The following is a 25,408-nucleotide window of genomic DNA, read 5'->3' as shown; positions in this document are numbered from 1 at the left end:
GTAACCCGTGCCACTCGCTCCGGGTGGCACGGCGTTTTCCTGCTACATGACGATGCTTTTCGGCTCCATAAAGGCCGCCAGTCCCCAGCGCCCCATTTCACGCCCGATGCCTGAATGTTTAAACCCGCCAAATGGCGCGGCAGCCTCGTGCGCCAGTGTATTGACTAACACCCGCCCGGCGGTGATTTGCCCGGCAACGCGACGTGCGCGTGCGGGATCTCGGCCCAGCACCAGCGCGCTCAGGCCGTAATCGGTGTCGTTAGCGATAGCGATCGCCTCTGCATCATCCCGATAGGCGATCACTGATAATACCGGGCCAAAAATCTCTTCCCGCGCAATACGCATGCTGTTTTTGACCTCGCTAAACAGCGTAGGCCGCACCGACCACCCGCACTCGCACCCGGCTGCGCGCCCTTCTCCGCCCGCTAACAGGCGTGCGCCTTCCTGCTGACCAAGACGAATGTAGGACTGCACGCGTTGCCACTGTTTTTCGCTAACCATCGGGCCGACTTCCGTGGCGGGATCGTGCGGATCGCCCGATTTTACCGCTGCGACTGCCTGCGCCAGCGCCGCTTCGCACTCGGCTTTGCGCGAGGCAGGCACCAGAATGCGCGTTCCCGCGACACAGGCCTGGCCGCTGTTCATAAACCCGGCCTGAATCGCCAGCGGCACGGCGTCGGCTAAATCGGCATCCTCCAGAATAATGGTCGGCGACTTGCCACCCAGTTCCAGCGTGACGCGTTTAAACGTTTCTGCTGCGTTACGCAAAATGGCTTTGCCCGTCGCCGTCGAGCCGGTAAAAGAGATTTTCGCCACCTCCGGATGACGGCTGAGTACCTCACCAACCACTTCGCCGCGCCCGGTAACAATATTGAACACACCCGGCGGCAACTGCGCCTGATGCAGTGCCTGCGTGACAATGTGGGTTTGCAGTGCACTCATCTCGCTCGGTTTAACCACCGCCGTGCAGCCTGCAGCGAGCGCCGCCGCCAGTTTGCCGCAGATGAACCCGGCGTCGCTGTTCCACGGCGTGATCAATCCGGCGACGCCGAGCGGTGTCATTACCACCCGCGCCTGACCGACCACGGATTCGAACTCAAACGCTTTCAGCGCGTTGATCGCCGCCTCGATAACCGACACCGGATAATGCGCCATCCAGCTGGCACGCGACGCCGGCGCGCCGTATTCCTCGACAATCGCCTGCAACAACGCGGGCTGGCAGGCCTCCAGCGCATCGCGCATACGCATCAGGGCGGCAATGCGTTCATCGCGGCTGGTTTGCGACCAGCCGGGAAACGCCGCTTTTGCCGCCGCAATGGCGTTAAGCGCGTCGGCTTCATTAGCGAGCCGCACCTGACCGGTGACGTCGCCGGTTGCCGGGTTAAACAGGTCGAAACGCTCTGTGCCCTGCGGCGTGACCCATTCGCCGTTTATTGAAATCTGTTCAATCGCATGCATAACCACCTCCTGTTCACAGTAGAGCCAGTGTGGCACGCCTTTATCGCGCTGATAATCCACGCTATGCTGCAAAGGTTGTTGCGAAATTCAGGATAATCTATGCATCGTTCAGGTTTGATTGAGCTGGAAGTGGTGATGGCGGTGATGCGCCGGGGCAGTTTTCGCGCCGCCGCGCAGGAGCTGGGAATGTCGCCAACGGCGGTGAGTAACGCCATTGCCGGGCTGGAGAGTCGCCTGGCGATTCGGCTGTTTCACCGCACTACACGCAGCGTGGCGCTAACCGAAGCCGGGCAACGGTTTGTTGCGCGTATTGGCCCGGCGCTGCGCGAAATCCAGCACGCGCATGAAGAGATCCACAGCGTGGCAGATGAACCTTCCGGCACATTGCGCCTGAATATCCCGCAAGCCGTCGGGCAACTGTTCTTAGATGATCTGCTGGTGCGTTTTCTTGCGCGCTACCCGCAGATACGCATGGAGGTCGCCGCTGAAGCGAAGATGATCGACATTGTGGCCGACGGTTACGATGCCGGGATCCGCCTGGCGGAGTCGATCCCACAAGATATGATTGCCGTGCCGCTCACACCGGATATCCGCATGCGCGTAGTGGCAACACCAGCGTGGTTTGCCGAGCACGGTACGCCGCAGACGCCGGCCGATTTACGCCAGCACCAGGGCATTTGCATGCGCATGTCCAGCGGCGGAAATTACCGCTGGGAGCTGTCGCGCGACGGTGAGCGCATGGCGGTTGCCGTTCCGCCACGGCTGTCGACCACCGATCTGTTTACCTCGATTGCCGCCGTGCGCGCAGGCCTGGGCGTGGGTTTTCTGCCGGGGTTTTACATTGAAGAGGATTTGCGTAACGGAACGCTGGTGAGCGTGCTGGATGCGTGGACACAGCCCTTTAAAGGGCTGTGTTTGTACTACCCCGGACATCGGCACATCCCTGTGGGGTTGCAGGCGTTTATTGCCTTTATCCGGGAGTCGCGTTAATTACTCGAGGTGCGCGCGATCGAGCCCATAGGCTTTATCCAGCGCGCCAGGTAAGGTTTGCGACAGAACCATCAGGCGGTTCCAGCTATTAATGATGGCAATGGAAAACGCCAGTTCGGAAAGCTCCACGTCGCTGAAATGCTCCCGCGCCTCGCGGTACAGCTCATCAGGCACGCCATGCGCGTCGAGTTTGGTCAACGCTTCACACAGCGCCAGCGCGGCTTTCTCTTTGGCGGTAAACAGCGGTGATTCACGCCAGATAGCCACATGGTAAATGCGCAGTTCGCGCTCACCGTGCAGTTTCGCCTGTTTCACATGCATATCCAGGCAGAATGCGCAGCCGTTGAGCTGCGAGGCGCGAATATCGACCAGATTTTTAATACCAATGTCCAGGCTGCTGGCGTGCGACGCCTGGCTGGCATCGCCGAGGATTTTAATTAATGCCGGAACGGTCTGGAACAGATTTACGCGATTGCTCATCGTCTTTAGCCTCGTTTATGGATTCAACAGCCGCTATATTACGCTCTTATGCCATAGTAAAAAGATGCAAAAACCGCAAATAGAGGTAGGACATGAAACCGGGTTATAAAGCCATTTACGAGCAGTATCGGCGCAGCATTGCCAGCGGGTTGCTGAAACCGGGTGATAAGGTGCCTTCGGTGCGTGTGCTGGCCAGCGAATTGGGGGTCGCGCGCAAAACGGTGGAAACGGCCTGGGCGATTCTGGTCGGTGAAGGCTATCTGGTAAGCCAGGGCGCGCGCGGCACGCGGGTCAACCCGGATCTGGTGCTGAGCGAACCCTCCACCCCGGATATTGCGCCGCAGGCAGCAGACGCGCCACCGGGCATTGCGGACGTGCTGCGCGATCGCCCCGGTTTTTTGCGCCCCGGCATTCCGTCTCTTGACGCCTTCCCCTATAAAAAGTGGCTGCTGTTGTGCGGCAAAGCGGTACGATCTCTGTCGCCAGTGGAAATGACCAACCCGCCGCTGCTGGGTTACACGCCGCTGCGTGAAGCGATTGCCCATTATGTGAATGTGTCGCGCGGTTTATCCTGCACGGCCGATCAGATTTTCATCACCAGCGGGTACAGCAACAACCTGCGGTTGATCCTCAATGCGCTGACCACGGCACGGGATAAAGTGCTGTTCGAAGATCCCGGTTACTATTTTGGTACCCAGGCGCTGAAACGCGCCGCCAATAATCTGCACTTTGTGCCGGTGGACAGCCAGGGCCTGAATGTCGACTATTTGCAACAATACCATCGTGATGCGCAGCTGGTTTTTGTGACACCGTCACATCATAGCCCGCTGGCGGTAACCCTTTCGCTCCCGCGCAAGCAGCAATTACTGGCCTGGGCCAGCCAGCATAACAGCTGGATTATCGAAGATGATTACGACGGCGAGTTTCACTACACCCGCAAAGTGCTTCCGTCGCTGAAAAGCCTTGATACTGATGATCGGGTTATCTATATGGGCACCTTCAGCAAGACGGTGATGCCTGCGCTGCGCATTAGCTATATTGTCATGCCGCGCGCGACACTTGCCGCGTTTCGTGAAACGGCCGAACTTACCGAAAGCGGTCAGCCGGTGCTAACGCAGAAAATCCTCGCGGCGTTTCTCGGCGAAGGTCACTTTTATAAGCATTTAAAAAAGATGCGCACGCTCTATTCGCAGCGCAGAAAGTATGTGCTGGACGCGCTGGAGCACGTTTATCCAGGGCTTTTTACCGTGGAAGTGAGCGATGGTGGCATGCATATCGCCGCGTTTTTACGCACCAGCACGCAGGATATCGCGCTGGCGGACATCTGGCAGCGGTTTCAATTGCAGGTTAGCCCACTCTCGCGCTGGTATAACACTCCCGTCAAACGCTACGGCGTGATTATCGGTTATACCAATGTGCGTTCAGCGGAAGAAGCACTGGCGCTATTGCAGCGCCCGGCTGAAGAAACACGGGCGCTGCTGGCGGCCAATGATATTAAGGCAAGCTACTGACGAAGGAGAGATCCCACGCCGTGGCGAGAAGCGAGAAGCTGACCAGCAGGGTCAACGCTAATGAGATAGTTCTGTCGGACTTTTCCATCGCACGTCCCTCTCTGTTGTGGGTTTCGCTATCAGACTGAAAAAATCGAAAGATCGATGACTCTCCAGAGCAAAGTTTAGGTTAATTGATAATTTTTGCCTGGTGTCATTTTGTGCGGAAGCACATCGGCATCCACCATTTGCAGTAAATCAATCTCGATGGCGTTGCTGATAGCATCCAGCGGCAGGTCGTTATCCTCTTCGCCAAACGGATCTTCCAGCTCTTCTGCCAGCGTATCGAGCGAAATAAAGGTGTAGGAAATCAACACTGAGATAAACGGGGTCATAAAGTGCAAATCCACCACCAGCGCGAACGGCAGCATGATGCAAAACAGATACACGGTGCGATGCAGGATCAACGAATAGGCGAACGGCAGCGGCGTGGTGAAAATGCGCTCGCAGCCAGAGAGCACGGCGGACATATCATGCAGCCGCTGATTAATGCTGCTGAATAAAACATCCGAAAGCGCGCCCTGCGCCCGGCGTTCACCTAGCCATTCCCCCATTAACAACAAAATACGGTTGGCAGGTGAATGCGCGTTCAGCACGTTATGCAGATCGTTTTGGCTCAGGTATTTCGCCAGCACGTCACCCTGTGGCTTGCGGCGCAATGTCATGCGCAGAGAGTGCGCAAAGGCGATTTGCAACTGAATAAAGTGCCGTAATCCCTCATCGTTTGGCAGCGTGGTTTTTACTTCACGCAGCAGCGAACGCGAGGCGATCATCAACTGTCCCCATAACACCCTTGCCTCGCTGTAGCGGGCAAAACAGGCGTTGTTACGGAAACCTAAAAAGATAGCGATAGCGACACCAAGAATGCTGAACGGCGCAACGGTCAGCTTGATACCCAGCGAGGTGTACCACGGCAACATCCAGATCACGGCGATGGAGAGCAGGAAATTCATCAGCAGACGCGACGTGATTTTTGGCAGTACGGAACCGTGCCAGACGAAAAGACGGGGAAGCCAGTGTTGTTGAGGTCGAACGATCATCTTGATTTGTGTGCATTAGGGAGAGCGGCACTATTAAACGTGATCGCAATCACAGTTGCAAGTTTGATAACAAATTGTGACGAAAAGTCGCCCTGGGCGACTTTTGCTGGCGCAGAGGTTGCTGAAACCTGTTATACAACTATTTGAAAGTATGTTGTAACTAAAAACCGATACATACAACATTCCCGCGAAATTACTCCTCTTGACGCTCAGCGGTTGCACAGCTAGCTATGATTAAAAAAGAAAAACCCGGCCGGAGCCGGGTTGGATATTCACTTAAAAACCTGCGATTAGCACAGCGGCTTAACCGCATCGCGCATCCCGCGCAGCAGGATAGCGTCCAGATCCAGTGAAACCTGCTCCACCAGACCTGCCACTTTACTCAGGTCTTGTTCCCAGTGATCGCTTACGGACAGCACCGCTTTTACCAGTTCACTGGTGCTGATCTGGCGATCGCCATGCTGGCTCCACAACTGCTGGTAGCGCTCGATCCAGTGTGCGTCGTCCTGCACCGGATACGTCTGCCCGTTACGTTCACCGCGATAGAACGCAATCAACGCCGCCAGCGCAAAAGTCAGGCGCGCAGGCAATTTGCCGTTGGCTTTTTGCCCTGCCAACAACTGCGGCAGGATGCGGGTGCGGAATTTGGTCATGCCGTTCAGGGCAATCGACAGCAACTGGTGTTTGATGTACGGGTTACGGAAACGCCCGGTCACCGCACTGGCGAAAGATTCCAGCTCATCGCGCGGCAGATCCAGCACCGGAATAATCTCTTCGTAAATCGCTTTTTCCACAAACGCACAGATTTCACTGTCGTTCATCGCTTCACCCACAGTGTCAAGCCCCGCCTGATACGCCACCGGCACCAGGGCAGTGTGCGCACCGTTGAGGATCGCCACTTTACGCTCTTTATACGGTTTAATATCGTCAACAATCAGTACGTTAAGCGGGAATTTATCCAGGCGCAGCTCAGCCGCCAGCGATTTCGGTCCCTGAATCACAAACAGGTAGAAGTGCTCAGCGGTATCAAGGAACGAATCCTGGTAGCCCAACTCCGCTTCCAGTTTTGCCACTTCATCACGCGGGTAACCGGTAACGATCCGGTCAACCAACGTGGAGCAGAAGGCGTTGGCGTTATCCAGCCACTGAGTAAACTCCGCACCCAGCGCCCACTCCTGCGCATAACGCAGCACCAGCTCGCGCAACGCGTCGCCGTTGTAATCAATCAGTTCACAAGGAATGATCACCCAGCCTTTATCCACCGCGCCAGAGAAATGGGTGAAGCGTTCGAACAGCAGGCGCGTCAGTTTGGCCGGGTAGCTAACGGCCGGGGCATCTGCAAATTTATCACCCGCGTGGTAGCTAATACCCGCTTCAGTGGTGTTTGAAAAAACAAAGCGGATATTCGGGTTATGGGCAAGTTTCAGGAACTCGTCGTACTGGGAATAGACGCTGATTTCACGGTTTACAGAGCGGATCAGGCGCGCGTCGCTCACCGCTTCGCCCTGCTCATTCAGACCGCGAATAATGGTGGTATACAGGCCATCCTGAGTGCTCAGGGACGGCGGAAAATCACTTTGGATCGGGCGAACAACCACCACACCGGCGTTGAGGTCGGTGTGCTCATTCAGCAGATCGATTTGCCAGTCGACAAAAGCGCGCAAAAAATTCCCTTCGCCGAACTGAATAATACGTTCAGGGTATTCAGCGCCGGGAAAGTTGCGACGGTTTAATGTGTTCACAGTGGGTTCCTTTTTTGATTAGTCATACAACCTTGGAAGATTGGTGTAATAACTTACCAGACTTTTAGACCATGAAACCCTGTTTTGATCAAAATGGGATGTCTTATTGGCACGAATTATAAGAACTTGTAAAAAATTGTCGTCGCCGTCACATTTCCGTCCGGCATCAGCGCGAAGCGCGGGATCTCACCCACCCGCTGCCAGCCGCATTGCTGGTAGAAATTTTCCGCCCCGCTACCGGTGGAAGTATCCAGCACCAGCACGGTTTTACCGTGCGCCAGCGCCTCACTTTCCAGCGCATCCATCAGACGGCGCGCCAGCCCCTGGCGGCGGGCTTTTTCATGTACCAGTAATTTTGACACATCGGCGCGATGTGGCTGGTTTTCAGGTTGTTCCAGCACTACCTGCACGGTGCCGACAACCTCACCGGCGTCATCTTGCGCCACCAGCACAATGCGTTCCCCGCGCGCGGCACTTGCGGCGACGCCAGACCAGAATTGCAGGGATTTCTCACGCGAAAGCGGATGCATGAAACTGACGGAAGCACCGCCGGAAACGCAGTTTTCCAGGACTTCGCAAAGGGAATGAATCTGTGACGCGAGCGTTTCGCCCGCCAGCGAATGGATATGATAAGTGGTCATTTTTATTCCTTAAAAACAACCACTATCAGCCTTACAACTTGTTAACACAAGCTCAGCAAACATAGGTTTTTGTGATGATTCAGCGGCCGCGATGGTTGCGCTCTTTCATGGCATACATCTGTTGATCTGCTGCCTTCATCCACGGCTTCAGTTCGCCGCAACCATCATGATCAAACTCACTGATCCCCCAGGAAAACGCCAGCTTCCATGGCTTACCGGAGGTCTGATTCCACGCCTCAACCTGTTCTACCAGATGCTGCATCGCAATCCATGCGCCCTGCTCATCGGTATCGGAAAAGAGGATCGCGAATTCGTCGCCGCCGTAGCGCACCCGCAGATCCGCTTCGCGCAGGCTGGCGCTCATCACCGACGCCATCGCTTTCAGCGCTTCGTCACCTTCGCCGTGGCCCCAGGTGTCGTTAATCGTTTTGAAATTGTCGAGATCGATCCACGCCAGCGTTAACGGTTCCGCGCGACGACGCGCGCCCACAATGGCGAACTTCGCCAGGCTTTCAAAACCGCGGCGGTTAAATAAACCGGTCAGTTCGTCCGTAGTGGCCGCGCTCATCACCGCGAACTCATCTTCAACGATCATGGCAAAATCTTTCAGGTAATCCCGCTCTGCGTCCGTGAACTGTCGCGCGGTGCTATCCACCAGGCAGAATGCACCAACCACCGCGCCGTCCGGCAAACGTAATGGATACCCGGCATAGAAACGGATATTCATCTCTCCGGTCACCAGCGGATTATCGGCAAACCGATCATCGCCGTGGGTATCCGGAATGATCAACGGTTCAGTATGCAAGATGGTGTGACCACAAAAGGTGATCTTACGCGGCAGCGGTTCACGCACGGTACCCGACGTGGATTTGAAGAAAAGCATCTCTTCATCAACCAGTGTGATCAGCGCCGCGCGGACATCGAACATGCGCTTAGCCAGCCGGGTAAGCCGGTCAAGACGCTCGGTTACGCCGGTTTCCAGAAGCCCGGAGTCGCGCAGCGACGCCAGTCGTTGTTCCTCATCTGCGGGAATAGCAGGTATTTTCATAAGGGGCCGTTTCCATTCTCAGGCTGTTAATGCGCAACACTATAAAAAGTGACGTTAATTTCACGGCGTACAGCATAAAGCGTAGCTTATTCAGCACGTTTGTCAGTGTGAGTAGATCTGGTTTTTTTACCAGTCGTTTAGCCTGGTAAAGCGCGTCGTCTGCGGCTTTTAACCAGTCGGTAACACTGTGCATTTCCGGTAGCGCGCTGGCGATACCGATGCTTAACGTACATTTGAACGCATGCTCCTGCATCACTGTCATTACCGCAGCCGCATCCATGATCCGGGTTGCCACCTCATACGCCTCTTCTGCTGGCGTATCGGGCAATAAAATCACAAATTCATCGCCACCGAGGCGCGCAGGCGTGTCCGTTGTGCGGGTGGTGATATGCAAAATTTTCGACACGGTGACCAATAATGCATCGCCAATTTTATGACCAAAGCGGTCATTCACCTCTTTAAAATTATCAATATCGATAAACATCAACGAGGAGTGGCGCGGGGTCAGGTGCAGTTTTTCCAGCTCATACTGAATCCGTTTTTCCAGCAGACGGCGATTGGCGATATCAAGCAACGGATCCATCATCGCGATACGCTCAAGTTCGCGGCTTTTTATCCGCAACCTGACGGCAATGCTGTCGGTGAGTGCGCTGAGCGCCAGAATATAGATGCCGATAAGCGGCAACGTGGCGAACATCGTCCGCTGTGTCACCTGCAACTCCAGCGGTAAACCGAGCGCCAGCCAGGTAAGTAAGAACGCCGCAAGCAGGGCCAGCGCCGCTTTACGCATCAGCAAAAAACCACCCGCCGATAAGCGGTCAGAGAGCAAAATAGTGGCAATCACCACCGACGGCAGCGGGTTGACCGCCATCAGCGCAATCCAGAACCCGCCTGCGCCAGCGTCAAAGACCAGGTTTTGATGCTCAATTTGCAGCGGCATCTGCGCGTTTCGCGCGCGCAAAAACGCGACGGTAGGCCATATAAAGGCATTGGCGCACAGCAACACTACGCTCCATACGGGGCGATGCAGTTCAAGAAGGACGGAAAGAATGGGGAAAAAGCAGAGTAGCGTTCCCAGCATACGCATCAGATACATCCGCCTGGCAAAACGCCTGCCTGGGATCCGCTCGTGTTTATTCAAATTATCCGATCCGCTCATAACGCGATGATTCCGCTACGTATACGCAATAATAGTATTGACGATAAAAATTAGTAGCAAGCAATTTAATAAGTTATCGATATTAATTGCCGCTATCGTCACCACCAGCTGCGACAAGCGCGAGGAATTATCCGCCGATGGCACTTTCCGCTATTTCCGGCGCGTTATGTTCAGCATCTGTTGTGCAGTTACGCCCGCGTTTTTTCGAGCAATAGAGATTTTCATCCGCCACCGCCAACAGCGTGTTGAACGTTGACGTTAATTGCCCGGCGTCGGCTTGACCATGGCTGATACCAATACTGACGGTTAAATGCAGCGTTTGCTGCCGCCATTTGAACGGATACAGCGCCACTTTTTCGCGCAGCGTTTCCGCCAGCTGTTTTCCTTCACTGGCGTCTTGTGTTGTCGCCACGACAGCAAACTCTTCCCCGCCCATGCGGGCGAGCACACCGCGCGTGCCCAGCGCCTGCTGCACTTTTCGCGCAAAGGAGGTCAGCACCCGATCGCCACATTCGTGACCGTAGCTGTCATTGACACTTTTGAAGTAATCAATATCCAGCAACATCACGGTGATGTGTTTGTCGGTAAAGCGTTTTGCGTCGCGGTTTAACGCCTCATACAAACCCGAGCGCGAGTAAACGCGGGTCAGGAAATCGAAATCAGCGCGCAGGGAAACCTGGTGCATCAGACGGTTTATCGCCTCAACGCTGACCGAGACAATCACCGGGCAAATAGCCATGGTGGCAATCCCCAGGCGCGCGGAGAACATATGCGGGATCTGCAGCGGTGAAGTGACGAAAATATTGATATGCCCGCTGGCGACAAGGATTATCTCCAGCCCGCCGGTCAGCAACGTCACCAGGCATGTCAGCGGCAGCGAGTAACGCACCGCACACCAGATCAGCGCCGGGAGCGGAAACGCCAGGCTGCCTGCGCCGCCAATCGCGACCGACGCGATAATCGATACGCCAACGGCGAGCACCGGCATAACATTGCGCATCTCGACGTTCAGCGGTTTACGCGGCCAGCTCATGGTCAGCATACAGGGCAGGATCAGCACGCCCGTTGAGAATTGCTCGCCAAACCAGTCGGCCAGCAGCAGGCCAAACCCCTGACCATTGATCCCAACGGAGCCAAGCGCGCCAAGAAACGCGCACAGCAGCGCGGCAAGCAGACAGTAGCCGAAAAGTTTCAGGGCGTTAACCGGCTCCGGCGCGTTGGTCATCTGGTTACGTTCAAGCCCGATAAGCTGCGCCATGGTGATAATAAACACCATATTGGAGAAGTTGATAATCAGCGACGCTATGCCCCAGGTGGTGGTGATGGCGTCATACGCCAGCATGGCAACATAGCTAATCAGATAGTATTGCCAGCGCTGCAACCAGACATAACGCGCGAAAACACCGGCCATAACCGCATTGAGCGGCCAGAAGAGGGAAAGCTCTTCCACCAGGCGCATCATCGCACCCAGCAGATAAAACAGCGTTGTCAGGACAAACACCATCACCGCATTGGTGTACGGCGTCTCTTGCCGAAAAGGGCGGAAAGGGGATGAAAAAAATGCAGGCATCAAATCTCAATCCATATCACGAACGTTGCTATCGACCCGCAGCACCAGCGGAGCAGGCTTACCCGACGCTTTTCAGCGCGACGCATTCATCTGAATAACCAGCCACTGGTAAATCACCTCAACGATGTACTGTTGTTGCGATTGTGTTAGCGCCTGACCATGCGGGATGTTATGCCACTTTTCCAGACATCCACGGCAGCAGGTGGCCGTGGCATGCTGAGCGATAAACACCGGGTGACCGCGCATTGGCGTCTGTTTGCCATCATTTTGCGGTTGCGCTGGCGCAAGGCGTTTTGCGACAAAATCCGCCGCGTGGGACGCAATCACCTCCGCACCTTTATCCAGGCAGTACTGGCGCTCTTTCACCCCGAGGCGAAAACGCGAACGGAATGTTGACCGTCCCAGCCGGGCAAACAACGGCGCAAAATCATTCATCAATAGACCGATCTCCCCAGTTTTCGCGTCAACGCTTCCAGCACCGCAACACCAGCCAGTGAGTTGCCCGCTTCATCCAGCTCCGGGCTCCAGACCGCAATTGCCATCTCATGCGGCACAATGGCGACGATCCCGCCGCCGACTCCCGATTTCGCCGGTAACCCGACGCGCCAGGCAAACTCTCCGGCGTTCTGGTACATGCCACTGGTCGCCATCAGGGCGTTAATCTGCCGCGCCTGCATCGGCGTCACCACCGGCGTCGCCTGCTGCGCGCTGTGTCCGCCATCGGCGAGAAATAAAAAGGTGCGCGACAATTCGGCACAGCTCATTTTGAGTGCGCAATAGTGGAAGTAGTTCTGTAACACGGTGGCGACATCGTTGTGAAAATTACCGAAGGACTTCATTAACCAGGCGATGGCCATATTGCGGGCGGAGTGCTCGAATTCAGAACGCGCCACCAGGTTGTCGTAAACAATATCTGGCGCGGCGCAGAGTTTGCGCACAATTTCCAGCATCCGCTGGCGCGGCGCGCTAAGGCGGCTTTGCAGCATATCGCACATCACCAGCGCCCCGGCGTTGATAAAGGGATTACGCGGCTTGCCCTGCTCAATTTCAAGCTGTAACAGTGAGTTAAACGGCTGACCGGAGGGATCTTTGCCCACCCGCTGCCAGATCTCCTCTTCCGCGTAGTGGTTCATCGCCACCACCAGACTCAGCACTTTGGAAATTGACTGAATGGAGAAACGCTCGTCGGCATCGCCCGCCTGGAAGTGTTCGCCCTGCACGGTACTGATGGCGATACCCAACTTGTAGCCGCTCACCGACGCCAGCGCCGGAATGTAATCCGCAACCTTGCCGCGCCCCAACAGCGGGCGTACTTCAGCGAGCACCGCTTCCAGTACGCCGTTATCCATCACCGTTGCCACTCTGACTCCTTGCCCACAGGCCAAAAATGGCCTGCGAGTATAACAGAGGCGAATGTATTGCGTCAGGCAGGAAGTCGAAAACGCGCAACCGCTTGCATCAACTGATGAGAATCGTTGTGCAATTTTTCCGAGGCCTCGGTTGCGGTTGAGACCAGTTCCCCGGTGCGACGGGCAACATTGTTAAGCGAGTGCAGGCGGCGCGTCATTTTGTGAATGCTGTCGCCCTGGCTGAGGGTGGCGGCAGAAATTTCGCTCAGTACGCCGCTTAAATGCCCGACCAGCCCGGTAACCTGTTGCAGGTTATCCTCAAGGCGGCTTACCGCCTGGGTGCCGTCGTTGATGCCTTGTAAGGAGTGATTGATCAATTGCTGAATGGTTTGCGTGGAGTGGCTGCTCTTGCGCGCCAGCAGCCCCACTTCTTTCGCCACCACCGCGAAGCCACGACCGTGGTTGCCCGCATGCGCCGCTTCAATCGCCGCGTTCAGCGCCAGAATATTGGTCTGGAAAGCGACGCCATCAATCATCGCCACAATGTTGCGCATCTCCGCCGAGCGCTCGACAATCTCGCGCATCGATTGATTCACCGTGTCCATCATTCGATCGCCACCGGCAGCGACTTCCCGTGCCTCATCGGCCTGTTTGCGCGCCTGTTCAGCAAAACCGGTATTGCCTTCAACATGCGATTCCAGCGTGGCGATATGCTCGGTCACATCCGTCAATTCCAGCGCCTGTTTCGCCGACTGCTGATACAGCGACTGATTGTCCTCAGCCAGGCGGCGAATGGTATCGACCATCGACGAGGTGGCGTCGCTGACTTGCATCACCAGTTGCTGCAACCCCTGCTGCATGGTGCCGATGCTGAGGCCGAGCTGGTCAACTTCCCGGTTAAAGCGTTTCACCGGCGGCAATGGCGTACCCAGATCGCCGGCCGCCAGAATATTAATATGTGCTATCAGGCTGCGCAGCGGGGTAATCACCCAGCGCGACATGGCAAACCAGACCAGCACCGCAATCACCACCAGCAGCGCAGGCACCAGCACAAACACATGCTGCAATTGCGCAAGATTAGCCATCAGCGCCTGGCGTCCCTGTTCGGCGCGCGCTTCGCTGGCCTGCTGGAAACGGGCATAGTTGTCATTGAAATCCGCCTGAAACGCCTGCGCCGGCACGGCGAAGAAGGCGTCAATCGACTGGGTTTTCACTAAGCCGTCGGCCTGCTCTTTTAGCGCGCCGTAAAAGAGCTGATAGCTGTTGATCAGCGCCTCATCTTTAGGCGGGTTGAGCGCCAGCCACGCCTGCCAGGCTTTTTGCGAGGTTTCCAGCGCCTTATGGGTTTCATCCATCAGGCTGTGCCAGCTCCCTTCCGAGCCGGTCTCTTTATCCTGCATAAAATAGACGCCCGCCCGGTTGAGCAGATCGCTTGCCGTCAGGAGCGCAATGCGCGCTTCGTCGACCCGCACCTGTTGCAGGTGCGCTTGCTGGTTGAGTTGTTCATTATGCTGGGCGTTACGTAGTGACGCGGAAAGGACAAATGAGGAGGCGATTTGCAGTGCCGAAAACAAGCCAATAATGCAGAAAATCCCGGCGAGCAAACCAAACTGTCGTGGAGAAACACGCCGCAAAATACGGCGGAAAATTTGCTTTAAGTTCATGATATTCTTCTATAACCACAAAGTTGCCGTGAGTCTACAAAAGGATCATGACAGGTCCATGACAGCCAGCAATGACGCGCCCCGCCGGGGCGCGTTTCGCTTACAGACGATCTTTCCACACCGTCTGGATATTGCAAAACTCATGCAGGCCGAAGTGTGAAAGCTCGCGGCCAAAGCCACTCTTTTTCACGCCGCCAAAGGCCACACGGGCATCGCTGGCGCTGTAGCCGTTGATAAACACGCCACCACACTCAAGCTGTTCGGCAAAACGTTGCGCCTGCGCAGGATCGGCGGTAAAGACGGTAGCCGACAAGCCGAAATCACTGTTGTTCGCCATCTCCAGCGCATGCTGTGCATCGCGTGCGGTTGCGATAGCCGCGACCGGGCCAAACAGTTCCTGGCGAAACGCGGTCATCTCTGGTGTCACACCGCTCAGCACGGTGGCCGGGTAGTAATTCCCCTCGCCCGCCGTTTTCTCACCGCCCAGCAGCAACGTTGCGCCCTCGTTGATGCTGGCTTCGACCTGTGCATGCAGCTCGTCCCGCAGATCAAAGCGCGCCATTGGCCCGAGATAATTCTCTTCGTCGTCCGGCGCGCCCTGTTTTAACGCGGCGGCAGCGGCAACAAATTTCTCCGTAAAAGCCTGGGCAATGCCCTCTTCGACGATAAACCGTTTCGCGGCGGCGCAGACCTGTCCGGTGTTCTGGTAACGCCCTGCTACCGCAGCTTTCACCGCCAGTTCAAGATCCGCATCGTTGAGCACAATAAAGGGATCAGAACCGCCCAGTTCAAGGACGCATTTTTTCAGCGCCGCCCCGGCCTGCGCGCCAATAGCGGCTCCCGCGCGCACGCTGCCGGTTACGGTAATGGCCGCAATGCGTGGATCGTTAATCGCCTGGCTCACGCCGTCGTTGGTGGCATTCACCCAGCCAAAAACACCGTGCGGGACGCCAGCGTCAGCGAAGACCTCGCCCATTAACGCCGCGCAACCCAGCACGTTTGGCGCATGTTTGAGCAAATAGCTGTTACCCGCAAGCAGGATCGGCACCGCACCGCGCAGCACCTGCCACAGCGGGAAGTTCCACGGCATCACCGCCAGAATCGGCCCCAAAGGGCGGTACTCAATAGTTGCCCGCTGCTGTTCGACCTGCGTCGGCTCACTGCCCAGCATCGCCGGGCCGTGTTCTGCGTACCAGTCGCACAGCGCGGCAGATTTGTTCACTTCCGCGCGCGCCTGCAAAATGGGTTTGCCCATCTCCTGGCAGATCATCTGCGCCATCGCTTCCCCGCGTTTGCGCAGCGCATCGCCGAGGCGACGTAAGGTTTGCGCGCGTTCGGTGACCGCCAACAGCCGCCACTGGCGGTAACCGCTGGCTGCCAGTTCAATTGCCGTATCAACCTCTTCATGGCTGGCCCAGGGTGTTGCGCGCAGGGTTTCGCCGGTGGCCGGGTTGATGGAAAGCGCGTGCGTCGTTGAGGAAACAGGCATAAATACTCCGCTAAATGTGTTCAGGACTTGCGCAAGGATGGCGCAATTTGTTATTTCTGAAAACTGAATAATATTAACCACAATATTCACGAAGAGAGAATGGCATGGACTTAACCCAGCTTGAGATGTTTAACGCCGTGGCGCAGACCGGCAGCATTACCCAGGCGGCGCAGAAGGTGCATCGCGTGCCGTCAAACCTGACGACGCGCATTCGCCAGCTGGAATCCGATCTCGGCGTGGATCTGTTTATCCGCGAAAACCAGCGCCTGCGCCTCTCTCCCGCCGGGCACAGTTTTTTGCGCTACAGCCAGCAGATCCTCGCGCTGGTCGATGAAGCACGGATGGTGGTCGCTGGTGATGAACCGCAAGGGCTGTTCTCGCTCGGCGCGCTGGAAAGCACCGCCGCGGTGCGCATTCCGGCGACGCTGGCGCAGTACAACCAGCGCTACCCGCGCATTCAGTTTGATCTCGCCACCGGCCCTTCCGGCACCATGATTGATGGCGTGCTGGAGGGGCAGCTCAGCGCGGCGTTTGTTGACGGCCCGATTATGCATCCCGGCCTGGAAGGCATTCCGGTTTACCGCGAAGAGATGATGATCGTCGCGCCTGTCGGTCATGAAGTGATTAGCCACGCGGCTCAGGTAAACGGTGCCAGCATTTACGCGTTTCGCGCCAACTGCTCCTACCGCCGCCATTTTGAAAGCTGGTTTCACGCCGATCGCGCCACGCCCGGTAAAATTCATGAAATGGAGTCTTACCACGGCATGCTGGCATGCGTGATTGCCGGAGCGGGCCTGGCGCTGATCCCGCGCAGTATGCTCGAAAGCATGCCCGGTCATCACCAGGTGGAAGCCTGGCCGCTGGCGGAGAACTGGCGCTGGCTTACCACCTGGCTGGTGTGGCGGCGCGGCGCGAAAACCCGCCATCTGGAGGCGTTTATTGCCCTGTTGAATGCGGCGCCACAACCAGCGCCTTCTGCATAAAAATACTTAGCGGATCGGCGCTGTACGGCGCGAATGCCTCACAAATTAGATACCCGCAGCGCTGATACAGTTTCACCGCGGCATGCTGTTCAATGCCGGTTTCCAGCCGCAAGGTATGACACGATTTCCCGGCAGCCGCCTCTTCCAGCGCCGCAAGCAATTTTTCCCCCAGTCGCTGGCCGCGATGGCGGGGATCGATAAATACCCGTTTCATCTCGCCGCTGCCGTCGCTGTTCAGTACCACCGCGCCGCAGCCGACGGCCTCGTCGTGATACACAATTTTGCGCAAAATCAGCGTTCCGGCGGGTAATGCCGTGAGATCAAGCAGATGGTTGCTCTCTGCCGGGTAAAGTGCGCTCTGGTAGGCGTCCAGAGCAGCAATCAGCGCAATCAGATCCGGTTGCGTGGCGGTGGCATCAACAATGCGGTACATAGCGGGCTCCTTGTTATTAGCCTGTTAAAAATAAACAAGAATTTGCTACCTATGTCATATGAATAACCTATAGCTACACCTGCTGAGATTGCGCTCCTGAGAATATAGGTTGTACCTTACGCAACATATGATGCAGAAAATGGAATATTCATGAATACCAAAGCCCGGAAAGTGATGATTATCGGCACAGGCAATGTCGGCGCATCTGCTGCTTATGCCCTGCTGAACCAGAACATTTGTGAAGAGTTAATTCTGGTGGATTTAGACCAGCAACGTGTAGAAGGCCACGCCCAGGATCTGGCGGATGCCGCCGCGTATATGCCCGGTATGATGACCATTTCCACCCGCCCGGTTGAAGAGTGCGCGGACGTGGATATTGCGGTGATCACCGTTTCCGGCGGCGCGTTAAAGCCAGGGCAAACGCGTCTTGATGAGCTGACCAACACCGCGCGGATCGTTAAAAATATTGTGCCGGCTATGATGGCAAACGGCTTTAACGGCATTTTCCTGGTGGCGACCAATCCGTGCGACATCATTACCTGGCAGGTGTGGAAACTTTCCGGGCTTCCGCGCAACCAGGTGATTGGCACCGGCGTCTGGCTGGATACCACTCGCTTACGCCGCGCGCTGGCCCAGGCGCTGGATATTGGCGCGCAAAGTATCGATGCGTTTATCCTCGGCGAGCATGGCGACACCCAGTTCCCGGTGTGGTCACACTCGTCGGTGTACGGTTCGCCCATTGTCGATGTTTACCGGCGCAAAACCGGCCAGCGGCTGGATGTCGACGCACTGGCGGACAAAGTGCGCCGCCACGGCTTTGAGATTTACGCCCGTAAAGGCTGTACGGAGTACGGCATCGCCGGCACTATCGCCGAGATCTGCCGCAATATCTTCACCGGCAGCCACCGCGCGCTGGCAATCTCCTGCATTCTGGACGGGGAGTATGGCGTCAGCGACGTGGCGATTGGCGTGCCGGCCGTGCTGGCGCAAAACGGCGTTCAACAGATTATTGAACTGCAACTGGAAGGTGACGAAGTGGCGAAATTCAACCACTCCGCAGAGGTAATTAAAGCGAATATCGCCCGCTTGCCCTAACTGACACCGTTAACCGGCAAAGGTTAACCGGCCAGGCAAAGTGGCAAGCTGCTGGCGGATCTCGGGGCTAAGCTGCGTATCGGTAATGATATCGGTCAGCGAATCGAGATTCGCCACGTTAAACAGCGACCACGCACCGTATTTACTGCTGTCTGCCAGCAACACCCGGCGTTGTGCATTGACGATCAAATCGTGTTTCAGCGCCGCTTTCTCCTCGGTCGGCGCGGTGATGCCGCGCTGCAAATCCCAGCCGTTACAGCTGACAAACGCCAGATCCGGCCAGATATTTTGCAGCAATTTACGCCCGTGCTCACCAATGCAGGACTGGCTGGAATCATCAATGCGCCCGCCGATGATCGTCACTTCTATCTGTTTGAATTCCGAAAGAAACAGCGCAATGTGCAGATCGCTGGTGATCACCCGCAGCGGCAAGTGCGTCAACTGGCGTGCCAGCTCAATCATTGTCGTGCCGGCATCGAGCACAATGGCGTCGCCCGCTTTCACCAGCGCTGCCGCCGCACAGGCAATGGCGTGTTTCTCCGCCAGGTTGCGCTGCATTTTCTCGCTGGTGGTGGGCTGCGAGGGGATAAACCGGTTCAGCGTGACGCCGCCGTGCGTACGGCTGATCACCCCTTCCTGATCGAGCTTAATCAGGTCGCGGCGAATGGTGGCTGGTGACGCGTCCGTGGCGGCCACGAGTTGATCTACCGTCACCAGATTATGCCCTTTCAGGTAGTCCATGATCTGCTCTAACCGGTTATATCCCTTCATATTATTCCCGTGTAATTTGCATCGCTAACTGAATGGATACCGCCATGCTTTCCGCTTTCGCTTTTCCGCGCCAGGCAATATCAAATGCGGTGCCGTGATCCGCAGAGGTGCGAATAAACGGCAAACCCGCGGTGATATTAACGCCATCGTAAAAGCCCAGCAATTTTAACGGAATATGTCCCTGGTCGTGGTACATCGCCACCACCATGTCATACATCCCTTCATGGCACTGCATAAACACCGTATCCGGCGGACACGGCCCGCTAACGTTCAGCCCTTCAGCTTTCATCGCTTGAACCGCCGGGCCGACAATCTTGATCTCTTCATCGCCAAACAGACCATTTTCCCCGGCGTGCGGATTGACGCCCGCCACCGCAATGCGCGGGTTGTCATAGCCAACGCGACGCAGGAACGTATCGGCAACGCGAATCACCGTTTTCACCCGATCCTGATTAAGCGTATCGAGAAATTTTCGCAGCGCGATATGGGTGGTGATATGGATGACTTTCAGCTTATCGGTATACAGCACCATGGCGTAATCTTTGCTGTCGGTCAGGTGCGCCAGCAGTTCGGTATGCCCCGGATAATGGTGCCCGGCTAAGTGCAGCGCCTCTTTATTCAGCGGTGCGGTGGCAATGGCTTTCACTTCGCCTTTCATCGCCAGTTCGGTCGCGCGTTTCACACAGCGATAGGCCAGATCCCCCGCCTGCGCCTGCACCACGCCCGGTTGCAACCCGGCGGGATCGGCCAGCGGTTCGTCAATGACGTTAATGATGCCGGGGGCAAAACGTGCGTCCGCCACCTGCTCAACCACTTTCAGTTCGGCATGCGGCGTGATATTGAGCGCCAGAATACGTTGCAAGGTTTGCGCACAGCCCACCACCACTACCGGCGCACCGGATAACTCTCCCTCGACCAGCGATTTAATAATAATTTCCGGGCCAATACCCGCCGGGTCGCCCATCGTTACAGCAATGATATTAGTCACTCGATTTCTCCTCGATAAAATACAGAACCTTAAGCAAGGTAGTTTCGTCACCAAAGCCACCCGCTTTGGTCATCACCGGTCGTTGCCATTCGCAACCTGAAAAATAACCCCACGGTACGCACCCTGCGGCGCGTCCCTGGATACGAAAACTTGTTGCTCCTAACGCCTGTGCGACCGCCACCGCCACATCCCCGCCGGAGAGATAAAGCGCTGCGGGCGTCACCTCGCGCAAAACGTCACAAGTGAGTTGCGCCAGAAACGTGCAGATACGCTCGCCCAACTCGCTGCGGCTTACGCCCAGCCGCGCACAAAGTGCGGCTATCTGATGGCGCGCCTGTTCATCCGGGCAGGTGTGGACAATGCAGTGTTTCCCCTGTGCCAGCGCGGCAACAATTGTCTGGCGATACGCAGGTTGTGCGGCGCTAAACACCGTGTCGATATCAATCAGCAGATGCTCCACGTTTGGTTGCTGAGCGACGCGCGCCACCTGCTGTTGAGCGATTTCACTCATTGAGCCGATCACCGCCAGCACCGCATGCGGCTTTTCGGCCGCCAGCCTGCGCGCCAGCGCGTCGCATAATCCGGCAGAGCCGACCAGCAGCGGCGTTGTGGCAGCGTCTGCCGCCTGAGCGATGATTGCATCAAGATCTTCATCGCTTTGCGCATCCACCACCAGCAGCAACGGCGCATCTGGCGTAGCCTCTGCGAGTGCATTTGCCAGTTGCGCAGGCTGCACATAGCGACACTCTGCAGTGTTGTGGGCTGCCAGCAGTGCGCCGATATCGGCGCTGGTCACCGGCGTTTTCGGATCGCTGGCAAACTCGGTTTGCGTGAGCAGTTCGCCATTTACATGGCACTGGCCATTACGGGTGATGCGCCCGGCTGTCGGAAACGCCGGGGCAATGATCACCGCTGCCGCGTTGCAGGCTTGCCTCATCGCCGCGACTTCCGCGCCGACATTGCCGCGCAACGTTGAGTCGATTTTTTTCACCAGCCAGCCGGGGTTGTAGCGTGCGGTTATTTCGTTGGTGAATGCCGTGACGCACGCCCTTGCCTCGCTCACACTCAGCGCCCGGCTGTCGCTGTTAAAAATGATCGCCTGCGCCGTACTTACAAACGGCGTCGTTAACGCGACATCCACCTGCATTCCGGTTTGCGCCAGGCTGACACCCGCATCATTCGCGCCGGTAAAATCATCGGCCAGCATCACCACCTGTTTGTCCACGCGTTGTTCGTTCATCCCTTCTCCGGGTCATTATGCACTGGATATGATTATATTCAATCATGATTGATTATATGTGAGCAAGATCAACTTATTCAGTTTGCGAATAAATTATAAATTTAGGCCATGTAGTGACGGTGATGGATAAAAGATGATTGAGTTCAATCACCATAACAAAGACAGGAGAAGGTTGTGGTAACGATTAACAGCACCCTGATAAGCGGCGCGGGGGCAATCCCGGCGATTGCACCACTGCTTGCGGGTAAAGAGAAAGTGTTACTGGTCAGCGACGGCAACATTATCAAACTGGCCGCCACCCAGCAGATCCGCGCATTGCTGGAGACGAATGGTCGCCGCGTGCAACTCATTGATAATGTTCCGCCCGAACCCAGCCAGCACGATGTGGCGAATATCCTGCAGAACCTGCACGACACCGCCGTGGATCTGGTCGTGGGTATTGGCGGCGGCAGCGTGCTGGATGTCGCCAAACTGCTGTCGGTGTTATGCCACCCGGCATCACCGGGGCTGGACGCGCTGCTGGCGGGAGAAAAACCGACTGACCGCGTTGCTTCGCTGCTGATCCCCGCCACCGCCGGTACCGGCTCGGAAGCCACACCCAACGCCATTCTCGCTATTCCAGAGCAGGACACCAAAATCGGCATTATTTCACCGGTGATGCTGCCGGATTACGTGGCGTTGCTGCCGGAGCTGACCACCAGCATGCCTGCGCACATCGCTTCTTCTACCGGCATTGATGCCCTGTGCCATTTGATTGAGTGCTTTACCGCCACCATCGCCAACCCGGTGAGTGACAACGTGGCGCTGATCGGTTTAGGCAAATTGCTGCGCAATATCGAAACGGCAGTCAATGAACCGTACAACCTGACCGCCAGGCTGGAGATGCTGTGGGCCTCTTATTATGGCGGCGCGGCGATCACCCATGCCGGAACCCATCTGGTGCATGCACTTTCGTATCCGCTCGGTGGCAAATATCACCTGCCGCACGGTGTGGCGAACGCCATTCTGCTCGCGCCATGTATGAAAGTGGTACGCCCGCACGCGGTAGAGAAATTTGCCCAGGTGTGGGATCTGGTGCCTGACGCCGACACCACGCTGAGTGCGGAAGCGAAATCGCATGCGCTGGTGGCGTGGTTTGCCGCGCTGGTAAAACGCCTGAACCTGCCCGACAACCTCGAGGCGCTCGGCGTGCCGCGCGAGGATGTCCCGGCGCTGAGCGACGCCGCGCTAAATGTGAAGCGCCTGATGAATAACGCCCCATGCACCATCAGCCACCAGGACGTGCAGGCCATTTATCAGACGCTGTTTTAACCCCAATTCGAGGGAGTGAGTCATGAGTAAGCAGATTAATGGCGTGCTGACCGCCATCGTGACGCCTTTTGACGCTGACGGAGAAGTTAACCCGCAGGCGCTCAAACAGCAGATCAACCGCCAGTTGGCAGCCGGAAACGGCATTTTTTGCGGTGGTACCAACGGCGAATTCTTCGTGCTGAATGAGCAGGAAAAAGTGGCCGTCACCGCGACCTGCGTCGATGAAGTTGCCGGGCGTATGCCCGTGGTGGCGCATATCGGCGAGATCGCCACGCGCGACACCATTCGTCTGGGTAAGCAGATTGAAAAACTGGGTGTTGATGCGGTATCGGTTATCACGCCCTATTTTGTGCCGCTGAAACAAGATGAGTTGATTGCCCATTACACCGCCGTGGCGGATGCGTTAAGCGTTCCGATCTTTCTCTACAACATCCCGGCGCGCACCGGTAACACCATTGAACCGCAAACCGCCCGCACGCTGGCGGCGCACCCGAACATCATCGGCATCAAAGACAGCGCGGGCAGCTATGAAAGCCTGAGCGGTTTTTTGCAGGCGGTGAAGGATTGCGAAAATTTTGACGTACTGAACGGCCCGGATTCGTTAATCCATCAGGGGTTTGTTGACGGCTGTTCGGCCTGTATTTCCGGTCTGGCAAACGTCGCGCCACAGGCGATCAACGCTATCTGGTCGCGCTTCAAGGCCGGGGATATCGACGGTTCCCGTGCGGCACAGGAGAACGTTACCGGGCTGCGCACCGATCTCTACCGCGTCGCGTTCTCTCCGGCTGCGGTGAAAAAAGCGTTACACATCATGGGATACGACGTTGGCGACAGCCGTTACGCTGTCACGTTTAGCGAACAACAACATCAACAGATCCGCCAGATAGTGACCCAGTACCTTCACTGATAGCGGGATTAGTCGTCATAAGAAAACCGGGCGCCTGCGGCGCTCAGGATTCACTCGCCCTGAAGAGAGGCAAAGATGAACACCTTTACTGCTCAAGATACCCTGATAATCGTTGGCATTGTGGTGGCGTATATTCTGTTCACCACCTGGCTGACGTTTCGCTTACGAAGCAAGAACACCGGCGATTTTATGGAAGGCTCGCGCGCGATGCCCGCCTTTATCGTCGGGATTTTGTTGATGTCCGAATACATTGGCGCGAAATCCACGGTAGGCACCGCCCAGGCCGCTTTCGAAGACGGTTTTGCCGCGTCGTGGTCGGTTATCGGCGCGGCGATTGGTTTCCCGCTGTTTGGCCTGCTGCTGGTCAAACGCATCTATAACACCGGGAAAATCACAATCTCTGGCGCGATCGCCGAAAAATATGGCAACAGCACCAAAAATATTATCTCGATTATCATGATTTACGCCCTGCTGCTGGTTAACGTTGGCAACTACGTGAGCGGCGCGGCGGCCATTTCGACGGTGCTAAAAGTGAACCTGCCGGTGGCGGCGTTTATCACCGCGGTTGTCAGTACCTTTTATTTCGCCTTTGGCGGCATGAAAGGCGTGGCGTGGGTAACGCTGCTGCACAGCGCGCTAAAATATTTCGGCATTCTGGCGATCATGGGTTTTGCCCTGTCGAAAACCGGCGGTTTCACACCGATGATCGAAAGCATGCCGAAATACTACTGGACCTGGGACGGTAACTTCGGTGCGAGCACCATTTTTGCCTGGCTGATTGGCACTATTGGTTCCATCTTCTGTACTCAGTTCGTGATTCAGGCGATTTGTTCGACCAAAGATGTGAAATCGGCGAAGCGTTCCACCTGGGTCGCCTTCTTCTTCTGTTTGCCGATTGCGCTGGCCATTGCGGTGATTGGCGTGGCGGCGAAATACCTGCACCCGGAGATCAACAGCCTGTACGCGATGCCGATTTTTTTACAGGACATGAACCCATGGGTTGCCGGACTAGTGACAACGTCACTCGTTGCGTCGATCTTTGTCAGCGTCAGTACCGTTGCGCTGGCCATCGCCTCGCTGGTGGTGAAAGATTTCTACGTGCCGTACCGCAAACCTACGCCGGAACAAGAGTTTAAAGCCACTCGCTGGTTGTCGCTGCTGATTGGTTTCCTGCCGCTGATTTTCGTGCTACTGGTGCCGGAAGTGCTGAAACTCTCCTTCTTTACTCGCGCCATCCGCCTCTCTATCTCTGTGGTCGCGGTGATCGCCTTCTATGCCCCGTTCTTCAAAAGCGCGCACGGTGCCAACGCCGGTTTGATCGCCGCCTGTGTGGTGACCTCGGTGTGGTATCTGCTCGGCGACCCGTTTGGTATTAACAATATGTATATCGCGCTGGTGACCCCGGCCGTGGTGATGGTGCTGGACCGTTTTATCCCGAATAAAGCGGTACAAAAATCGGTAAATAACGCGCCCCCCCCTGTTCGCAACAATGGAGTTTGA

General features: G+C 56.4%; 22 protein-coding genes and 1 pseudogene. 7 read left to right on the top strand and 16 right to left on the bottom strand.

The features are described 5' to 3' along the window. Nucleotides 1-42: 42 nt before the first annotated feature. The gene (locus JKP81_RS12095) at nucleotides 43-1,458 is read right to left on the bottom strand and encodes an aldehyde dehydrogenase family protein (protein ID WP_200551932.1); all 1,416 of its coding nucleotides are present in this window, start codon (nucleotides 1,456-1,458) and stop codon (nucleotides 43-45) included. A gap of 99 nt (nucleotides 1,459-1,557) precedes the next feature. Here JKP81_RS12095 and JKP81_RS12090 point away from each other — a divergent pair, with 99 nt between their 5' ends. Further along, the gene (locus JKP81_RS12090; protein ID WP_200551931.1) at nucleotides 1,558-2,448 is read left to right on the top strand and encodes a LysR family transcriptional regulator; all 891 of its coding nucleotides are present in this window, start codon (nucleotides 1,558-1,560) and stop codon (nucleotides 2,446-2,448) included. On the opposite strand, the gene JKP81_RS12085 is transcribed toward JKP81_RS12090, so the two are convergent. Then, a complete protein-coding gene (locus JKP81_RS12085) occupies nucleotides 2,449-2,928 on the bottom strand; it encodes a carboxymuconolactone decarboxylase family protein (protein WP_200551930.1) in 480 nt (159 codons plus the stop codon). 92 nt (nucleotides 2,929-3,020) lie between these two features. On the opposite strand from JKP81_RS12085, the gene JKP81_RS12080 reads away from it, so the two are divergent. Next, entirely contained in the window at nucleotides 3,021-4,439 is a 1,419-nt protein-coding gene (locus JKP81_RS12080) for a PLP-dependent aminotransferase family protein (RefSeq protein WP_200551929.1), read from the top strand. 164 nt (nucleotides 4,440-4,603) lie between these two features. Here JKP81_RS12080 and JKP81_RS12075 read toward each other — a convergent pair whose 3' ends face one another. The 10 genes and pseudogenes from JKP81_RS12075 to sad all read right to left on the bottom strand — a co-directional run bounded on the left by JKP81_RS12075 (nucleotide 4,604) and on the right by sad (nucleotide 16,180). Beyond that, nucleotides 4,604-5,518: a bestrophin family protein gene (locus JKP81_RS12075; RefSeq protein WP_200551928.1), complete on the bottom strand. Its 915-nt coding sequence runs from the start codon at nucleotides 5,516-5,518 to the stop codon at nucleotides 4,604-4,606. Nucleotides 5,519-5,808: 290 nt separating this feature from the next. After that, entirely contained in the window at nucleotides 5,809-7,260 is a 1,452-nt protein-coding gene (locus JKP81_RS12070; protein ID WP_200551927.1) for a tagaturonate reductase, read from the bottom strand. A 116-nt stretch (nucleotides 7,261-7,376) separates the two neighbouring features. Continuing rightward, entirely contained in the window at nucleotides 7,377-7,901 is a 525-nt protein-coding gene (locus tag JKP81_RS12065; RefSeq protein WP_200551926.1) for a GNAT family N-acetyltransferase, read from the bottom strand. A 79-nt stretch (nucleotides 7,902-7,980) separates the two neighbouring features. Next, complete coding sequence (locus JKP81_RS12060) at nucleotides 7,981-8,949, bottom strand: sensor domain-containing diguanylate cyclase (RefSeq protein WP_200551925.1); 969 nt, start codon at nucleotides 8,947-8,949, stop codon at nucleotides 7,981-7,983. 102 nt (nucleotides 8,950-9,051) lie between these two features. Then, nucleotides 9,052-10,045: pseudogene (locus JKP81_RS12055) on the bottom strand (diguanylate cyclase). Nucleotides 10,046-10,235: 190 nt separating this feature from the next. Further along, the gene (locus tag JKP81_RS12050; RefSeq protein ID WP_200551924.1) at nucleotides 10,236-11,678 is read right to left on the bottom strand and encodes a GGDEF domain-containing protein; all 1,443 of its coding nucleotides are present in this window, start codon (nucleotides 11,676-11,678) and stop codon (nucleotides 10,236-10,238) included. A gap of 72 nt (nucleotides 11,679-11,750) precedes the next feature. Continuing rightward, nucleotides 11,751-12,113, bottom strand: coding sequence for a DUF4186 domain-containing protein (locus tag JKP81_RS12045; RefSeq protein ID WP_200551923.1), 363 nt, complete (start codon nucleotides 12,111-12,113; stop codon nucleotides 11,751-11,753). Next, nucleotides 12,113-13,039, bottom strand: a complete 927-nt coding sequence (glsB, locus tag JKP81_RS12040) for a glutaminase B (protein ID WP_200551922.1) — start codon at nucleotides 13,037-13,039, stop codon at nucleotides 12,113-12,115. The genes JKP81_RS12045 and glsB overlap by 1 nt, the downstream gene beginning before the upstream one ends. 62 nt (nucleotides 13,040-13,101) lie before the next feature. Next, entirely contained in the window at nucleotides 13,102-14,691 is a 1,590-nt protein-coding gene (locus tag JKP81_RS12035) for a methyl-accepting chemotaxis protein (RefSeq protein ID WP_200551921.1), read from the bottom strand. 100 nt (nucleotides 14,692-14,791) lie between these two features. Further along, a complete protein-coding gene (gene sad, locus JKP81_RS12030) occupies nucleotides 14,792-16,180 on the bottom strand; it encodes a succinate-semialdehyde dehydrogenase (protein ID WP_200551920.1) in 1,389 nt (462 codons plus the stop codon). 104 nt (nucleotides 16,181-16,284) lie between these two features. On the opposite strand from sad, the gene JKP81_RS12025 reads away from it, so the two are divergent. Next, nucleotides 16,285-17,163, top strand: a complete 879-nt coding sequence (locus tag JKP81_RS12025) for a LysR family transcriptional regulator (RefSeq protein WP_200551919.1) — start codon at nucleotides 16,285-16,287, stop codon at nucleotides 17,161-17,163. Here the strand turns inward: JKP81_RS12025 and JKP81_RS12020 are convergent. After that, on the bottom strand, nucleotides 17,117-17,596 hold the full coding sequence (locus tag JKP81_RS12020) for a GNAT family N-acetyltransferase (protein ID WP_200551918.1): 480 nt from the start codon (nucleotides 17,594-17,596) through the stop codon (nucleotides 17,117-17,119). The genes JKP81_RS12025 and JKP81_RS12020 overlap by 47 nt on opposite strands. A 150-nt stretch (nucleotides 17,597-17,746) precedes the next feature. Here JKP81_RS12020 and JKP81_RS12015 point away from each other — a divergent pair, with 150 nt between their 5' ends. Beyond that, nucleotides 17,747-18,691, top strand: coding sequence for an L-lactate dehydrogenase (locus JKP81_RS12015; RefSeq protein WP_200551917.1), 945 nt, complete (start codon nucleotides 17,747-17,749; stop codon nucleotides 18,689-18,691). Nucleotides 18,692-18,700: 9 nt separating this feature from the next. Here the strand turns inward: JKP81_RS12015 and JKP81_RS12010 are convergent, their stop codons facing one another. The 3 genes from JKP81_RS12010 to JKP81_RS12000 are packed head-to-tail and all read right to left on the bottom strand — an operon-like array spanning nucleotide 18,701 to nucleotide 21,690. Then, nucleotides 18,701-19,462, bottom strand: coding sequence for a DeoR/GlpR family DNA-binding transcription regulator (locus tag JKP81_RS12010; protein WP_200551916.1), 762 nt, complete (start codon nucleotides 19,460-19,462; stop codon nucleotides 18,701-18,703). A 1-nt stretch (nucleotide 19,463) separates the two neighbouring features. After that, complete coding sequence (locus tag JKP81_RS12005; protein ID WP_200551915.1) at nucleotides 19,464-20,450, bottom strand: D-threonate 4-phosphate dehydrogenase; 987 nt, start codon at nucleotides 20,448-20,450, stop codon at nucleotides 19,464-19,466. Continuing rightward, entirely contained in the window at nucleotides 20,443-21,690 is a 1,248-nt protein-coding gene (locus tag JKP81_RS12000) for a four-carbon acid sugar kinase family protein (protein WP_200551914.1), read from the bottom strand. Before JKP81_RS12000 ends, JKP81_RS12005 begins: the two co-directional genes overlap by 8 nt. 174 nt (nucleotides 21,691-21,864) lie before the next feature. On the opposite strand from JKP81_RS12000, the gene JKP81_RS11995 reads away from it, so the two are divergent. From JKP81_RS11995 to JKP81_RS11985, 3 genes are all read left to right on the top strand, one after another. After that, nucleotides 21,865-23,001, top strand: a complete 1,137-nt coding sequence (locus tag JKP81_RS11995) for an iron-containing alcohol dehydrogenase (protein ID WP_200551913.1) — start codon at nucleotides 21,865-21,867, stop codon at nucleotides 22,999-23,001. A 22-nt stretch (nucleotides 23,002-23,023) separates the two neighbouring features. Further along, nucleotides 23,024-23,908 (top strand): dihydrodipicolinate synthase family protein, encoded by an 885-nt coding sequence (locus JKP81_RS11990; RefSeq protein ID WP_200551912.1) that lies wholly within the window; start codon nucleotides 23,024-23,026, stop codon nucleotides 23,906-23,908. A gap of 75 nt (nucleotides 23,909-23,983) precedes the next feature. Continuing rightward, nucleotides 23,984-25,408 (top strand): sodium:solute symporter family protein, encoded by a 1,425-nt coding sequence (locus tag JKP81_RS11985; RefSeq protein ID WP_200551911.1) that lies wholly within the window; start codon nucleotides 23,984-23,986, stop codon nucleotides 25,406-25,408.

It is taken from the genome of Kosakonia sp. LAM2021 (assembly GCF_016620385.1).
Lineage (GTDB): Bacteria > Pseudomonadota > Gammaproteobacteria > Enterobacterales > Enterobacteriaceae > Kosakonia > Kosakonia sacchari.
The sequence above is the reverse complement of the archived record's forward strand: the minus strand, read 5'-3'. Positions and strand labels throughout refer to the sequence as shown.

Bases quoted from the DNA above. Each gene is read 5' to 3' on its own strand.
- JKP81_RS12045 (WP_200551923.1), bottom strand. From the start codon at position 12,113: ATGAATGATTTTGCGCCGTTGTTTGCCCGGCTGGGACGGTCAACATTC.
- JKP81_RS12015 (WP_200551917.1), top strand. From the start codon at position 17,747: ATGAATACCAAAGCCCGGAAAGTGATGATTATCGGCACAGGCAATGTC.
- JKP81_RS12020 (WP_200551918.1), bottom strand. From the start codon at position 17,596: ATGTACCGCATTGTTGATGCCACCGCCACGCAACCGGATCTGATTGCG.
- JKP81_RS12090 (WP_200551931.1), top strand. From the start codon at position 1,558: ATGCATCGTTCAGGTTTGATTGAGCTGGAAGTGGTGATGGCGGTGATG.
- JKP81_RS11985 (WP_200551911.1), top strand. From the start codon at position 23,984: ATGAACACCTTTACTGCTCAAGATACCCTGATAATCGTTGGCATTGTG.
- JKP81_RS12085 (WP_200551930.1), bottom strand. From the start codon at position 2,928: ATGAGCAATCGCGTAAATCTGTTCCAGACCGTTCCGGCATTAATTAAA.
- JKP81_RS12025 (WP_200551919.1), top strand. From the start codon at position 16,285: ATGGACTTAACCCAGCTTGAGATGTTTAACGCCGTGGCGCAGACCGGC.
- JKP81_RS12060 (WP_200551925.1), bottom strand. From the start codon at position 8,949: ATGAAAATACCTGCTATTCCCGCAGATGAGGAACAACGACTGGCGTCG.
- sad (WP_200551920.1), bottom strand. From the start codon at position 16,180: ATGCCTGTTTCCTCAACGACGCACGCGCTTTCCATCAACCCGGCCACC.
- JKP81_RS11990 (WP_200551912.1), top strand. From the start codon at position 23,024: ATGAGTAAGCAGATTAATGGCGTGCTGACCGCCATCGTGACGCCTTTT.
- JKP81_RS12010 (WP_200551916.1), bottom strand. From the start codon at position 19,462: ATGAAGGGATATAACCGGTTAGAGCAGATCATGGACTACCTGAAAGGG.
- JKP81_RS12000 (WP_200551914.1), bottom strand. From the start codon at position 21,690: ATGAACGAACAACGCGTGGACAAACAGGTGGTGATGCTGGCCGATGAT.
- JKP81_RS12095 (WP_200551932.1), bottom strand. From the start codon at position 1,458: ATGCATGCGATTGAACAGATTTCAATAAACGGCGAATGGGTCACGCCG.
- JKP81_RS12035 (WP_200551921.1), bottom strand. From the start codon at position 14,691: ATGAACTTAAAGCAAATTTTCCGCCGTATTTTGCGGCGTGTTTCTCCA.
- JKP81_RS12075 (WP_200551928.1), bottom strand. From the start codon at position 5,518: ATGATCGTTCGACCTCAACAACACTGGCTTCCCCGTCTTTTCGTCTGG.
- JKP81_RS12065 (WP_200551926.1), bottom strand. From the start codon at position 7,901: ATGACCACTTATCATATCCATTCGCTGGCGGGCGAAACGCTCGCGTCA.
- JKP81_RS12080 (WP_200551929.1), top strand. From the start codon at position 3,021: ATGAAACCGGGTTATAAAGCCATTTACGAGCAGTATCGGCGCAGCATT.
- JKP81_RS12050 (WP_200551924.1), bottom strand. From the start codon at position 11,678: ATGCCTGCATTTTTTTCATCCCCTTTCCGCCCTTTTCGGCAAGAGACG.